Below are 13,100 nucleotides of genomic sequence, written 5' to 3'. Positions count from 1 at the left end.
AAACAGGCATCGGCAGTCGGGACTCTGGAAGGAGTGGGAATCCGTCGTCATGGCCACGTCCACTTCTACTGTCTCATCGTCCACCCCGGCCCCGAATGACTGCAAGACGTCGTCGACTGGGGGCGGCCTCCTGGGGCCGGGCAGACGGGAAGCGCCGCCCCGCTACCCGCGGTACCGGGTGGAGGCGTGGTGCCAGTCGTGGGCGCCGCGGACGGTGGTCTGCAGTGCATCCGTGCAGTAGCGCCGGAGCAGGTCGCGTTCGGCCGGGTCGAGGTGGCCCGTCACCGTGTCGCCGAGCAGGGCCCGGTGGGCACAGGTGAACAGTTCCAGGGCGTCGGCCTGGTGGCCGATCCGGTCATCCGCCAGAAATGGGGAGGCATCCCCGTTTGATAGGGTCGACCCACATCCGGGGATCCATCCCCGTTTCCAGAGGGGACGAACATGCCTGCTCCGACGCTCCAGGACCTGGCCCCCGCGGGCCTCGACGTCACCACCGACCCGTACCCCGTCTACGCGGCGCTCCGCGCGAAGGGGCCGGTGCACCGGGTGCTCGTCCCGGGGGCCGGCGAGGCGTGGCTGGTCGTCGCCCGTGACGAGGCCCGGGCCGCGCTCACCGATCCCCGGCTCAGCAACGACATCCGGCACTCCTCCTCGTGGGCCGACGACGGCGGCCACGCCATCGGCGTCAACATGCTCCAGAGCGACGCGCCCCGGCACACCCGACTGCGCGGGCTGGTCGCCCGGGAGTTCACGGCCGGCCGGATCCGGGCGCTGCGCCCGCGCATCCGGGAGATCGCCGACACGCTGCTCGGGGCGCTGCCCGCCGCCGCGGGCTCCGTCGACCTCGTCGCCTCGTACGCACTGCCGCTGCCGATGACCGTCATCTGCGAACTGCTCGGCGTACCGGAGACGGACCGCGACGGCTTCCACGTCTGGTCGACCGAGCTGGTCGCGCCCAGCTCCGCCGAGGCCGCCGGCGCCGCGGTCGGTGCCATGACCGACCGCCTCACGGCGCTCATCGAGGAACGCCGGAGCGACCCGCGCGGGGACCTGCTCAGTGCGCTCGTCTCCGCGCCGGCCGACGGACTGTCCGCCGAGGAACTGCTCGGGATGGCGTTCCTCCTCCTCGTCGCGGGCCACGAGACCACCGTGAACCTCATCTCGGGCACGGTCCTCGCCCTGCTCACCCACCCCGAGCAGTTCGCCGCCGTACGCGCCGATCCCGGCCTCGTCGACGCCGCCATCGAGGAGACGCTCCGCCACGACGGCCCGGTGGAGTCCACCGCGTTCCGGTTCGCCAACGAACCGGTGCGGATCGGCGACACCACCGTCCCGGCAGGTGACAGCGTCCTGGTCTCCCTCGCGGCGGCCTCGCGCGACCCGCGCCACTTCCCCGATCCGGACCGGTTCGACCTCCACCGCAAACCCGCCGGGCACCTCGCGTTCGGCCACGGGATCCACCACTGCCTCGGCGCCCCGCTCGCCCGCGTCGAAGCCGCCATCGCGCTCCGCACCCTGATCGAGCGACACCCCGGTCTCGCCCTCGACGCCGACCCGAACGACCTCGTGTGGCGGCCGAGCACCATGCTGCGGGGGCTGACGCGCCTGCCGGTGCGGCTCCGCGGCTGAGCGCGCAGGTCCGGCCGGGCTCCTGGGCCCGGAGGCGGGCCCAGGAGCGGCGGTCTACCGGGACGCGGCGGGATACGCGGCGGTCGCGCGGATCTCGACGAGGAGTCCCGGGCTGGCGAGGCCGCTGACCCCGATGATCGTCCAGGTCGGGTAGGGCGCCTTGACGAGGCGCTGTTTGGCCTCGACGAAGCCGGGCAGGTGCCGGCGGATGTCGACGTGGTAGCTGGTGACGTCGACGAGGGCGGACGTGTCGAGGTTCTCCAGTCGAAGGAGCTCCTCGATCTTCCGGATGGCGATCTCGGTCTGCTCTTCGATGGTGTCCGGGATGGTTCCGTCGGCTCGGCGACCGATCGTTCCGGCGATGAACAGGAGGCCGTGCGCGCGGACCGCGGCGGAATAGCCGAAGCTTGCGAAGGCGCTGGTGGTGTGCCCGAAGACCGGGTTGTCCTCGGGAACCGCGACGGTGTGGACGGTCATGTGCAGTGCTTCCTTGCTCTTGGTTGACGGGGTCGTGGAGTCCTGGGATCAGTTGCCCCAGCGGGACGAACGGCAGGCGTGCTCCAGCCGGGTCCGGCCGAAGGTCTCGCGTTCACGGAGGAATTCGCCGGGGCTGGTGTACCGGGGTGCGTTCTTCGGGTTTTTCGCGGCCTGCGACGATCGCGTCGGTGAGCGAGCGGATCATGTCCAGCCGTGGATAGGCCGCGTGCACGGCGTCGGCCTGCTCGTCGGTGACGGCGTCGACGTGGTCGGCGCCCAGCGGGCCGCCGAAGTCGAGTGCGACGCCTTCGCGGACGAGCACGCACAGAGTGCCGCGGCGTTCCGCGATACCCGGGGAGGTGTGGAGGGCGATGGCCTGCCAGACCTGGTCGGCATCGGTCGCGGGTACGCCGCGGTCGACGAGGAACGCGGCGGCCCGGTCGGCGCCTTCGACCTCGAACCGCTGGCTGTGCGGGCCGTCCGACGCCATGCCGAGGTCGTGCATCGCGCACGCGGCGAACAACAGGTCGTCCTGGTAGTCGTGGCCGACGGCCAGGCCGAGGCGGCCGGCAACCAGCCGGGCGAACAGGTAGCTGCGGATGCTGTGGTTGAAGACGGATGGCGTTTCCACCGGTCGGATGAGGTTCATGACGGCGTCGGCAAGCGGTGTGCCGGGCAGCGTGATCAGGCCGTCGGTCGCCTCGTGGGTAGGTGCGGTCATGTCTTCAGCTTGGCCGCGACCGTCCTGACCTGGTGAGAGGCAAAATTTCCCATCTTCGATAGGATCTTGCCATGACAGTGCATCGAGTCGCGGTCCTGGCGCTGGACGGGGTCACCCCACTCGACCTGGCGATCCCGGCGCAGATCTTCACCACCCGGCCGGAAACCGCCTACGCGATGGACTTGTGCGCACTGGAGGCGAAGGTGGTCACCAGCGCGGGTTTCGCCCTGGTCGCCGACGGGGGGCTGGAGCAGGTGCGCGCCGCCGACACCGTGATCGTGCCGGGATTCGACCCGGTCCTCCCGTTGCCGGACGCCGTGCTCGACGCACTGTCCGGAGCCCGCGAGCGGGGCAAGCGTGTGGTGTCGATCTGCACGGGCGCCTTCGCGCTGGCCGCGGCGGGCGTCCTGGACGGACTGCACGCCACGACCCATTGGAAGCACATCGACGAGTTCGAACAGAGCTTCCCGGCCGTCATGGTCGACCGCGACGTGCTCTACGTCGACGAGGGCGACGTGCTCACCTCCGCCGGGGTGTGCTGCGGCATCGACCTGTGCCTGCACATCGTGCGCCGCGACCTGGGTGCGGAGGTGGCCAACCAGATCGCCCGCGGTCTCGTCGCCGCCCCGCACCGGGACGGCGGGCAGGCCCAGTACGTGCCGGCTCCCGTCGCGGTGGCCGGTGAGGCATCGCTGTCCGGTACCCGCGGATGGGCCCTGCAGCGGCTCGGCGAGCCGCTCACGCTGCGCGTGCTCGCCCGGCACGCGGGCCTCTCGCAGCGCACCTTCATGCGCCGCTTCACCGACGAGACGGGCACGACCCCGTTGCAGTGGATGCTCAACGCCCGGCTCGGCAGGGCGCGGGAACTGCTGGAAACCACGGACCGCTCGGTGGAGCAGGTGGCGCGGGACTGCGGGCTGGGCACGGCAGCCAACCTGCGGCTGCACTTCCGGCGCGCACTGGACACCACCCCCACCGCCTACCGTCGCACCTTCGCGCACTCGGCGTCACGCAGTCCGGCCGGTTCACCGGCAGGCCCGCGCCCGGACTGAGAACGGCCTGGCCAGGGCTGCTGGTTGCCCCATGAGCGCCTTGCCATGGCGCCGGGTCTTCTCCAGGAACACGGTGCCGGCCGGAGCGGCCATCCAGGCCGGCTCGCCGGGGCGAGGGCCCGTCGAGCAGGCGGTGGCGACGTTCAGGCCGCCCAGGAGAACGGCGCCGAGAAGGCGTTCTTCCCTTCGTTTTCGAACACGAGACCGAAGGCGTTCACCCGCGACCTGGTCGCGACCCCGGCCGCGAGGGTGTCCGCCGGGAAGCCCACCCCGCTGACCCTGATGCCCTTGCCGGTCGCGTCCAGAGGTGAGACGAAGTCCTCGACTTCCATGTCGACCGCGTCGCCGATCCTCACCCGGTGACGCCGGCCGTCATCGACGTAGTCGATCCGGACGACCTCCATCCCGAGCATCTCGCCGACCAGCGGGCTGAGCCCCTCCATCGGGCCACCCCGCTGACCGGAGAAGACCGCCCCGAGCGCCTCGGCCTGCTCCGGCGAGGCCGTCTCGTCCATGAACATGCCCATGCGCCAGTTGCCCTCGCTCATGAGCTGCGGGGTGTCGGCCACGACGGCGACCGTCAGGCCGCTCACGTCGACGTCATCGACCTGACCGGAACCGATGTGGAAGGCCAGGAGCACATGGCAGCGGTCGTAGTCCGCCGGAGCCGTCAATCCGGAGGTGGAGCAAGGGCACACCATGTTGCAATTGCAGTTCTCGAAATACGTCCCCTCGATTCGCCACGTCATCGGAAGATCCTTCCCGAGGCACACTTCCCATGCCCATTTTCCGCTCCCCACGATCACCCGGCAACGCTGGGCACTGGCCGCTGCCAGGAACAGCTGGGTCCCCGGTGTCCGCCACAGCATCGGACTCGTCCATCCGTACGACTGTCTGCCGTACCTCATCGCGGTCTGCCACACCGGCCCGCTCACAGACGGCTCCCGGCATCTCAGGCTCGCGAACCGGGCCGTCGGCAGGGCTGGGCCCGCGGGTCAGCCGTCCAGTTGCGCGTACAGGCCACGGCCCGGGCGCTGCGCCCGGCCGGCCTTGGCCAGGCGCTCCAGCATGGTGCGCACCGCCTTCACGTTGTCCGCCGACTCCTCGATTCCCAGCCGGGCGGTCACCTCCCGGGCGCGCAGCGCTTCCTGGGCGTCGGCCAGCACGGCCAGAACGGTCTCGGAGGTGGCGCCGGTCGTTCGCCGCCCCGGCACGGAAGCAGCCGTTTCGCTCATCTCGGGGGACGGTTCGACGACGGTCCGCGCCGGCTTGGTGTTCCGCGGCGCGGCCGTCCTCTTCGCCGCGGTGCGCTTCCGCGCGCCGCCGGCGGTCTTCTTGGCGGCGGCGTTCTTCGCGGGCGCAGCCTTCTTGGCGGTGGTCTTCTTCGCGGGCGCCGCCTTCCTGGCGGTGGTCTTCTTCGCCGTCTTCGTGACCGCGTCCGTGCCCGTGGCGGTCTTCTCGGCCTGCTCCCGGCCCCGGTCCGGCACGGCCCCGGCTTCAGCCGCCATCTGCTGCGGCTGGTCCCCGGCGATGGCGTCCGCCTCCGCCCGGACACTGCCCACCGGCGTGATGTCCGGCGAGGCCGGCGGTTCAGCCAGGGCCTGCAAGCTCTGGATGGCGCCGCGTACGGCGTTCTCGCGCGCCACGGCGGCGGTCAGCTCGTCCTCCAGGCGCCGCCGCCGGGCCTCGATACCGGGAAGCTCCGCCTCCAGCTGGGCGATGGTCTCACTGAAACGGCTGTCTGCCACGGTTCCTCCGCTCCTCGGCCCACGCGATCTGTCACGGGGCCTGGGGGATCTTTACCCCGCCGCAGCGTCCGCCAACAAGAAACTGCACCGAGTCGCGGCCTGCACCGACACTCCCCCTCTCGACCGGTACTCCCGGCGTCCTCCAGGGCGAAGCGGGTGTCCTTCGGGCGCCGGAGCCCCGCCCCGGAGCAGCCGGTGGGTGGGCGGGTTCCGGCCATTGTCCGGATTCGCAGGCCGCTTCGGAGGCATACATCCCGCCGATCGGGTCACCAGCATGTACGTCCTCGACAAACAACAGACAACAGACGAAGGAGATGACCGATCCATGGGTGCTCTTCTGCTCGTACTGCTGCTCGCCGTGGTGCTCTTCGGCCTGGGGTTCGCGCTGAAGGTGTTGTGGTGGGTGGCTCTGTTCGTCCTGGCGGTGTGGCTCCTCGGCTTCGTGGTCCGCACCGTCGACGATGCCGGCGGCCGCCGCCGCTGGTACCGGTGGTGACAACCGCGTTTGCACGGCGGTGACTTCGGCACCGCCGTCGAGGAGGAACTCCCGGTGCCGTACCGTGCCGACCGTCCGCCCGGAACGGCGCGCGCCGTCCCCGCCTGCCCCCGCCCGCGCCCCGCCGCCGACCACGGCACGCTGCGGTGGCCGACTCCCCGGCCACGACGCGGAGGCCCGGGGTCCCGGCGTGACCGGCAGTCAAATGACTGATGCGGGCCGGGGAGGACGTCGGCGAGCGTGGTGTGCGCCGGGCGGTGCCCGGCGGCGGATGCGTCCGGCGTGCCGCGCATCCGTTGAGCGATGAGAACGTAGGAGTAACGGAATGGCAATCAGTCATCGGCCCGGCGGGACCTGGAAGGCGGCCGTGGTCGCCGGGGTCGCGGCCCTCGCCGTCACCGGCGGCGTCGCCGCGCCGGCCGACGCGGCGCCCCAGGCGGGCCCGGCTGCGGAGCGCCTGGACCTCGGAACCCAGGCCCTGTTCAGCGAGGTGGAGCTGGGCGACCCCGCCCAGCCCCGCGACCACCCGGCCGGGCGCGCGGTGCTCCCGCACCGCTGGATCGTCAAGCTGGGGTACGGCGCCGTGACCGCCCTGAACCAGAAGACCCACAACGGCTGGCAGCGAAACTACAAGGACTGGCCGGTTGCCATCGTCGGCAACACCATCCAGGGCAAGGAGGTGACCGTCTACACCAAGATCACCAACTTGGTCTACGGCGAGGGCGGCGTCATCGGCGCCCAGACGGCCCCGACGGGACAGGTGGCGGTGGCGCACAACACCATCGTGGCCCAGGGGAACGTCAACATCGTGACCGAGATCGTGAACGTCCACCTCATCAGCCCCCAGTGGCAGGACGTCTACAGCGGCCAGTGCCGCGCCCAGGAGGACCTCCGGAACGCGGTCAAGGCACAGCTCGCCTGCACGCTGGGCTGAACCACGGCCCGGCGACGCGAGAACCCGCGACCGCGACGGCGCCGCACGGTCGCACCACCGGCCGGTGACGGTGCCGAACGACCCGAGCGCCCCGGGTCACACCCTGGGCGGTGACGTCCTGGCCGAGCGCCACCCGCTCCCGCGTGGTGGCGCTCCGGGCCGGGGCGCCCGCCTGTCACGAAGCCGTCGGCTGTGGGCTCATCGCACGCTCGTACAGCTTCTCCCGCGCCCCCTTGAGGAGTTCGGCGGCTTTCTTCCGCGACGCCTCCTCCGCCTTGTCGAGCGCGCCCGGGTAGTCCGCGGACATCCCCGAGCCCGCGCCGTAGTCGATGTCGACCGTCAGGCTCAGATTGCCGTCGCAGACGGCCGACTTGAAGGTCAGTTGGTCGACCGGCCCGGGGATGGTGTCGGTGAGCGGGTGCCGGACCGCCGACTGGTAGCCCTCCTGGCCGAGCCCACCGCCGTCGGTCATCTCGAACTTCCGCGTCTCGGTCGGCTTGGGGCCGTCGAGCGGGGACTTGGCGATGTCCGCATCGACCTCCAGCCAGTGGCAGGCGTGGGCCGCCTCGAAGACCACCGCATCGACGGTCACCCGCCAGTCCTCAGTCGCCGGACCGGCGTCGTAGCTGCAGCTGAGCGTCGTGGACGGGTCGCTCTCGATCCCCTCGCTCGTCACCGGTATGGAGCGCCTCAGCTGTCCCGGCAGGCCCGGATCGCCCATCACCGCACAGAGGTCGCCGACCGTGCGGTACCAGCCGACTTGCCTCGCCTTGCTGTCACTACTGCTACTGGCACTGGCACTGGCACCGCCGCCACCACCGCCACCACCGCCGCAGCCGGTGAGGAACACGAGGCCGGCGGCCACGAGGACGGCTGCGCCGGTACGGGAGGTTCGATTTCGACTCATCACAGCGCCAGGCTAAGCCCACACCCTGTCAACGCCCCCGCCCGGGAAGGCGATCACCGCCGCCACGCGGGCTTCACCCGGCGGTCGGTACACGTCCCGGTCCCGCGACGGATCGTGGCGCCGGGGTGCCCGGCGCGACGGATCGTGGGGCCGGGGTGGCCGGCCCCTCAGCAGGCGGCCATCCACAGGGCCACCGGCATCGGGACGGCGGGGTTGCGGGCGGCGTCCTCGGCCGTGGCGGGGTCACGGAGCAGGGCGGCCAGGGTCGCAGCGGGCAGCGCCGGGTGGCGGGCGGCGACCCGACGGACCGTCGGGTCGGGGTCGTCGAGCAGGGTGAGGGCCGAGGCCGACGGCAGGCGCAGGTCCTCGGCGGCGCGGGTGCGGACCTCCCGGTCGGGGTCGGCGGCGAGGCGGGCGGCCAGCGCGGGCGGCGCGGCCGGGTCGTCCAGGGCGAGCAGCCGCACCCGGGGGCGGGGATCGTCCGCGTGGCGGCGCAGGCCCTCGCGCGGGAAGTTGGGGTGGTTGCGGGGCCGGCCGGGGAAGGTGAAGCTTCCGGACCACCAGCTCCACACGTCCAGCAGGGTCTCGGCGGGGGCGTCCGCGCAGGACTCGGTGAGGAAGAGTCGCACCACCCGGTCCTCGTCCTGCCCGAGCCGGGCGGCGACGTCGGCGGGCAGCCGGGGCGCGCGGGCCACGCTGCGGCGGACCCACCGGTTCGGGTGGGCGGCCAACTGCCGCATCGCGTCCGGGTCGTGGAACAGCGCGCCGACCCACCAGAGCGCGTACGTCCGGTCCTCGGCGGGGATCTCGGGGACGGTGTCGGCCAGCGCGGCGATCTCCGCGGACGTTCGGGGCGGCACCGCGTCCGGACCGGGCGGACGCTCCACCCCGACCCCGGTGCGCTCTCCGCGCGCGGCGAAGTCGTCCCGCAGCTCGCGCACGAGCGCGAGCAGTGCTCCGCCCGCCCCGCGCCCGGCGAGCGCGTCCAGCAGGCGCTCCCACTGCCCGGGTGACAGCGCCCCGGACTCGGCCACCCGCCCCCACACCCTCCTGGACGGGTGCAGAACCGCCGCGTCCAGCACCGGCGCGGGCAGCCCGCTCCGGTACAGGAAGTGCAGCTCGTCGCCCTCCAGCAGGGCGAGCAGCACCTCTGCCGGCGCGTCCGGCCGGCCCCCGAGCCCGGACCGCCACTTCCTGCGCAACTCGGCCCCCGGCTCCGCCCCCGCCAGGAACATCTCCCACACCCCGTCGCTCATCGGGCCAGCCTAGGCAGCTCGCCGGACGGGCGGGGAGCCGGGCCGGGGCGGTTCCACCGGTCTCGGTGCAGCAACGCTGCGAGTTCCCGGCCCGGCGGCAGGAGCGCATGATCGGATGCGGCGACACCGGAAGGAGGGACGCCGATGATCATCGAACCGGTGGCGGTGGACCCGGCCCGGCCGGTCGGCAGTCCGCTGCTGTCCCCGTACTGGCGCCATGTCCTCTTCCGTCACCCTGTGTCCGGTCCGCGGCAAAGGTCCGGGACGCGCACGGCACCGCGGGGCCCGCGATGAACGGCAAGCCGTCCGGCCCGGCGGTGGTCCCCGCAGCGGGACTGTTCACACCCGACTCGGTGTCCTGGACCGTGCACGCCGACCCGTCCATGGTCCTGGGCGGTCTACGGGCCCTGCTCCTGCAGGCACTGCACCCCCTCGCCATGGCCGCGGTGGCGCAGCACTCGGCGTTCCGCGAGGACCCGTGGGGCCGGCTCTACCGGACGGCGCACTTCGTCGGCGCGGTGACCTACGGCAACGGCGGCGAAGTCCGCGAGGCCGTCCAGCGGGTTCGGCTGATCCACGAACACGTGCGCGGGACCGATCCGGAAACCGGCCGGTCCTACCGGGCCGACGACCCGGAGCTGCTGACCTGGGTCCACTGCGCGGAGGTCGGCTCGTTCCTGACCGTGGCGCGGCGCAGCGGGCTGGCCCTCGGCGAGGCCGAAGCGGACCGCTATCTCGCCGAGCAGGCGCGGGTGGCTCACCTCGTCGGCGTTCCGCAGGACTTCCCGGTTCCCACCGGCGTGAGGGACCTGGACGCCTACATGGTGTCGGTGCGCCCGCTGCCGCGGGTGACGCCGGCCGCTCGGGAGGCGATGCGGTTCGCCGTGCTGCCGCCCCTGCACGGTCGGGCCCGTCTCGCCGGCCCGCTTCGTCCGGCCTGGGCGGCGCTGGTCGGCTGCGCGGTGGGCCTGCTGCCGCCGTGGGCGCGCCGCATGTACGGCCTGCCCGTCTGCCCGGCCACGGAGCCCCTGGTGACGGCGCAGGCCAGGCTGCTCCGGCAGGCTGCCCTGCGCCTGCCCCGGTCCTGGCGGGAGGGCCCGCACCTGGCCGCGGCCCGGCGGCGGCACGACCCGGACCTGTGGACGCCCCCCGGTGAGAACGTCCCAGGACCCGTGAGAACGTCCAAGACCCGAACGTCCAAGGCCCGTGAGAACGTCCAGGGCCCGTGACGGCCTGGGCGCGAGCGCACGGCCTGGGCGCGAGCGCACGGCCTGCGCACCGCCAGAAGACGGCACGCCGGGGCCGCCGGTGTCCCGGGTGCTCGGCCACGGCAGCCATCCGCGGAGGCGTCCGCATCGAACAGGAGGGCGGCGGCCCGCAGACGCCGCGGGCCACGACGGAGAGGCGAGCTGATGATCAGCGTGGAACGCAGCATGGTGGTCGGGCGCCCTGCCGGGGAGGTGGTGGGGTACCTGGCGGACTTCGGCAACACGGTGGAGTGGGATCCGGGCACCGTGGCCTGCGTGCGCCTGGACCCCGGTCCGCTCGTGGCGGGGGCGCGCTGGCGCAACACCTCGCGGTTTCGAGGGCGGCAGACCGACCTGGGCTACCGCCTGGAGGAGTACCGGCCCGACCGGCTGGTGTTCGTCGGACGCAACCGTACCGTCACGGCCACGGACGACATCACGGTCCGCGCCTCGGAGGGCCGCACGCTGGTCGTCTACCGCGCGTCGCTGCGCTTTCACGGCCTGGCTCGCCTCGCGGCGCCGTTCCTGCGGGCCGAGTTCGAGCGTCTCGCGGACGCGGTCGCCGAGCGGCTTCCCCGGGTGCTAGCACAGCGGTGACCCACGGCGCCGTGCCCGGTGCGTGCGGGTCGGACGCGCGCCGGGCGCCCCCGGCCCGGTGAACCGCGCGGCAGGCATCCCGTGAGTGTCGCCCGCTCCCGCCGGCCGGACTCGGCCGACCTGGTGGATCTGATCTGCCGGGCGGTGGCGGCGGGCAACGGTCCTCTGCTCGATGTGCTGCTGGTGATCCTGGACGCCGTCGCCGACACCGACATGCTCGACCGGCTCACTGCGGCGCTGACCCCGCAGCCGCCCGCGGGGCACGCGGCCCCGCCCGGCGGGTGCGGGCCGCGGACACCGCCGCCCGCACCACCCACCTCCCTCCCGTCGGACCACCGACCCGCCAGCGAGGAGTGACGATGAGCAGCACCGCCCGAGCGAACACGTCCGACCCGGCCGGCGCCACGGCCGCCGGTCCGCGCCGCTGGTGGGGTCTCGTGGCGATCAGCCTCGGCGTGGCCCTGATCATCGTCGACTCCACGATCGTCAACGTCGCCATCCCCAGCATCGTCGACGACCTGCACATCACCTCCAGCGACGCCCAGTGGGTGCAGGAGACCTACACCCTCGTCTTCGCCGCCCTCCTGCTCCTGGCCGGGCGCACCGGCGACCGCCTCGGGCGCCGCCGTGTCTTCCTGACCGGAACCGCCGTCTTCACCGCCGCCAGCCTCGCCGCCGCGACGGCCACCGGCGGCCCCGCCCTGATCGGCGCCCGCCTGGTCCAGGGCGCGGGCGGCGCGATGATGCTCCCGACATCGCTGGCGCTGATCAACGCCGGCTTCCGGGGGCGGCAACGCGCGCAGGCCTTCGCCGTCTGGGGCTCCACCATCGGCGGCACCGCCGCCCTCGGACCCCTGCTCGGCGGTTACCTGACCACCCACCTGTCGTGGCGCTGGGCCTTCGCCATCAACCTGCCGCTGGGGGCCCTCGTCGCCGCCGGTGTGCTCGTGTTCGTCACCGAGAGCCGCAGCGAACGAGCCGAACGCGGCGTCGACCTCGCCGGGGCCGCCCTGTCGGTCCTCGGGTTCACCGGCATCGTGTTCGCCCTGATCGAGGGCCGCACCTACGGCTGGTGGGCCCCGCTCAAGCCCTTCCCGCTGCTCGGCCGGCACCTCTCGCCCGTCCCCGTCGCCCTGGCGGGCGGGCTGGCCTGCCTGGTGGCCTTCGTCGTGGTGGAACGGCACCGCAACCGCCACGGCAGGACCGCGCTCCTGGACCTGCGGCTCTTCTCCATCCCCTCGTTCCGCAACGGCAACATCGTGGCCGGCATCGTCAGCCTCGGCGAATTCGGCATCCTCTTCTCGCTGCCCCTGTGGTTCCAGAACGTCCTCGGCTACTCGGCGTTCGACGCCGGCCTGGCCCTCCTGCCACTCGCCGTCGGCAGCTTCGCCGCCAGCGGCCTGAGCGCCGTCCTCGCCCCCCGCATCGGCACCCTGAACCTCGTCATCGCCGGCATCGCCTGCGAGCTGGTGGGTGTCGCCGGCATCGGCCTCGTGCTCTCCCCGCACGGCAACGGCTGGCACGTCACCCCCTTCCTCCTCGTCTACGGCATCGGCGTCGGCTGGGCCACCGCCCGGATCACCGGGATCGTCCTCACCGACGTCCCCGTCACCCAGTCCGGCCAGGGATCGGGGATCCAGAGCACCACCCGCCAGATCGGCTCCGCCCTCGGCATCGCCCTGCTCGGCACCGTGCTCTTCACCACCCTCTCCTCCGACCTCACCCACGCCCTGCGCACAGAGGGCCTCCCGCCTGCCCGGGCCCACGCCATCGCCACCGCCGTCCAGCGCAGCGGCGGCACCGGCATCCGGCCCCTCCTCGACCGGAGCGCGACCCGCACCGCCGGCCAACGCGCCCAGGAATCCTTCACGTCCGCGACCTCCCTGGCCGCCTACACTGCCGCCGGCGCCCTGACCCTGGGGCTGCTCAGCGCCCTCCGCCTCAAAGCCACCCTGCCCCGAACGGCGGCCGACCCCACTCTCCCGAACACCGCCGCGCCCCCGCCATGACCACATGACCACACGACCACGGCGTCC

The 13,100-nt window shown here is 73.0% G+C and carries 15 protein-coding genes; 9 read left to right on the top strand and 6 right to left on the bottom strand.

Annotation, left to right across the window (positions count from 1 at the left end):
- The first annotated feature begins 198 nt into the window (after window positions 1-198).
- Entirely contained in the window at window positions 199-390 is a 192-nt protein-coding gene (locus ACIGG8_RS16525; RefSeq protein WP_396548625.1) for a hypothetical protein, read from the top strand.
- A gap of 51 nt (window positions 391-441) precedes the next feature.
- Window positions 442-1,629, top strand: coding sequence for a cytochrome P450 (locus ACIGG8_RS16520; RefSeq protein ID WP_396548623.1), 1,188 nt, complete (start codon window positions 442-444; stop codon window positions 1,627-1,629).
- A gap of 54 nt (window positions 1,630-1,683) precedes the next feature.
- Here the strand turns inward: ACIGG8_RS16520 and ACIGG8_RS16515 are convergent, their stop codons facing one another.
- Both ACIGG8_RS16515 and ACIGG8_RS16510 read right to left on the bottom strand, forming a co-directional pair.
- Window positions 1,684-2,106: a RidA family protein gene (locus tag ACIGG8_RS16515; protein WP_396548621.1), complete on the bottom strand. Its 423-nt coding sequence runs from the start codon at window positions 2,104-2,106 to the stop codon at window positions 1,684-1,686.
- Between the two features lie 112 nt (window positions 2,107-2,218).
- Window positions 2,219-2,827: an HD domain-containing protein gene (locus ACIGG8_RS16510; RefSeq protein ID WP_396548620.1), complete on the bottom strand. Its 609-nt coding sequence runs from the start codon at window positions 2,825-2,827 to the stop codon at window positions 2,219-2,221.
- Between the two features lie 71 nt (window positions 2,828-2,898).
- Between ACIGG8_RS16510 and ACIGG8_RS16505 the strand changes: the two genes are divergently transcribed.
- Window positions 2,899-3,879 (top strand): GlxA family transcriptional regulator, encoded by a 981-nt coding sequence (locus ACIGG8_RS16505; RefSeq protein WP_396548619.1) that lies wholly within the window; start codon window positions 2,899-2,901, stop codon window positions 3,877-3,879.
- A gap of 143 nt (window positions 3,880-4,022) precedes the next feature.
- Here the strand turns inward: ACIGG8_RS16505 and ACIGG8_RS16500 are convergent, their stop codons facing one another.
- Both ACIGG8_RS16500 and ACIGG8_RS16495 read right to left on the bottom strand, forming a co-directional pair.
- A complete protein-coding gene (locus ACIGG8_RS16500; protein ID WP_396548617.1) occupies window positions 4,023-4,748 on the bottom strand; it encodes a DUF1326 domain-containing protein in 726 nt (241 codons plus the stop codon).
- A 126-nt stretch (window positions 4,749-4,874) separates the two neighbouring features.
- Complete coding sequence (locus ACIGG8_RS16495) at window positions 4,875-5,627, bottom strand: type IV toxin-antitoxin system AbiEi family antitoxin domain-containing protein (protein ID WP_396548616.1); 753 nt, start codon at window positions 5,625-5,627, stop codon at window positions 4,875-4,877.
- Between the two features lie 325 nt (window positions 5,628-5,952).
- Between ACIGG8_RS16495 and ACIGG8_RS16490 the strand changes: the two genes are divergently transcribed.
- A complete protein-coding gene (locus tag ACIGG8_RS16490; protein ID WP_350524502.1) occupies window positions 5,953-6,123 on the top strand; it encodes a hydrophobic protein in 171 nt (56 codons plus the stop codon).
- A 325-nt stretch (window positions 6,124-6,448) separates the two neighbouring features.
- Window positions 6,449-7,057, top strand: a complete 609-nt coding sequence (locus tag ACIGG8_RS16485; protein ID WP_396548614.1) for a hypothetical protein — start codon at window positions 6,449-6,451, stop codon at window positions 7,055-7,057.
- A 175-nt stretch (window positions 7,058-7,232) separates the two neighbouring features.
- Here the strand turns inward: ACIGG8_RS16485 and ACIGG8_RS16480 are convergent, their stop codons facing one another.
- Both ACIGG8_RS16480 and ACIGG8_RS16475 read right to left on the bottom strand, forming a co-directional pair.
- Entirely contained in the window at window positions 7,233-7,964 is a 732-nt protein-coding gene (locus tag ACIGG8_RS16480; RefSeq protein WP_396548613.1) for a hypothetical protein, read from the bottom strand.
- Window positions 7,965-8,131: 167 nt separating this feature from the next.
- Window positions 8,132-9,220, bottom strand: a complete 1,089-nt coding sequence (locus ACIGG8_RS16475) for a hypothetical protein (protein ID WP_396548611.1) — start codon at window positions 9,218-9,220, stop codon at window positions 8,132-8,134.
- Window positions 9,221-9,510: 290 nt separating this feature from the next.
- On the opposite strand from ACIGG8_RS16475, the gene ACIGG8_RS16470 reads away from it, so the two are divergent.
- From ACIGG8_RS16470 to ACIGG8_RS16455, 4 genes are all read left to right on the top strand, one after another.
- On the top strand, window positions 9,511-10,449 hold the full coding sequence (locus ACIGG8_RS16470) for an oxygenase MpaB family protein (protein ID WP_396548609.1): 939 nt from the start codon (window positions 9,511-9,513) through the stop codon (window positions 10,447-10,449).
- 183 nt (window positions 10,450-10,632) lie between these two features.
- Window positions 10,633-11,064 (top strand): SRPBCC family protein, encoded by a 432-nt coding sequence (locus tag ACIGG8_RS16465; RefSeq protein ID WP_396548608.1) that lies wholly within the window; start codon window positions 10,633-10,635, stop codon window positions 11,062-11,064.
- 81 nt (window positions 11,065-11,145) lie between these two features.
- Window positions 11,146-11,421, top strand: a complete 276-nt coding sequence (locus ACIGG8_RS16460) for a hypothetical protein (RefSeq protein WP_396548606.1) — start codon at window positions 11,146-11,148, stop codon at window positions 11,419-11,421.
- Window positions 11,422-11,423: 2 nt separating this feature from the next.
- A complete protein-coding gene (locus ACIGG8_RS16455; protein ID WP_396548605.1) occupies window positions 11,424-13,073 on the top strand; it encodes a DHA2 family efflux MFS transporter permease subunit in 1,650 nt (549 codons plus the stop codon).
- Window positions 13,074-13,100: the final 27 nt, after the last annotated feature.

The sequence above is a fragment of the Kitasatospora sp. NPDC085464 genome (assembly GCF_044541955.1).
Classification (GTDB): Bacteria; Actinomycetota; Actinomycetes; order Streptomycetales; family Streptomycetaceae; genus Kitasatospora.
This window is presented reverse-complemented; position numbering and strand designations above follow the sequence as displayed.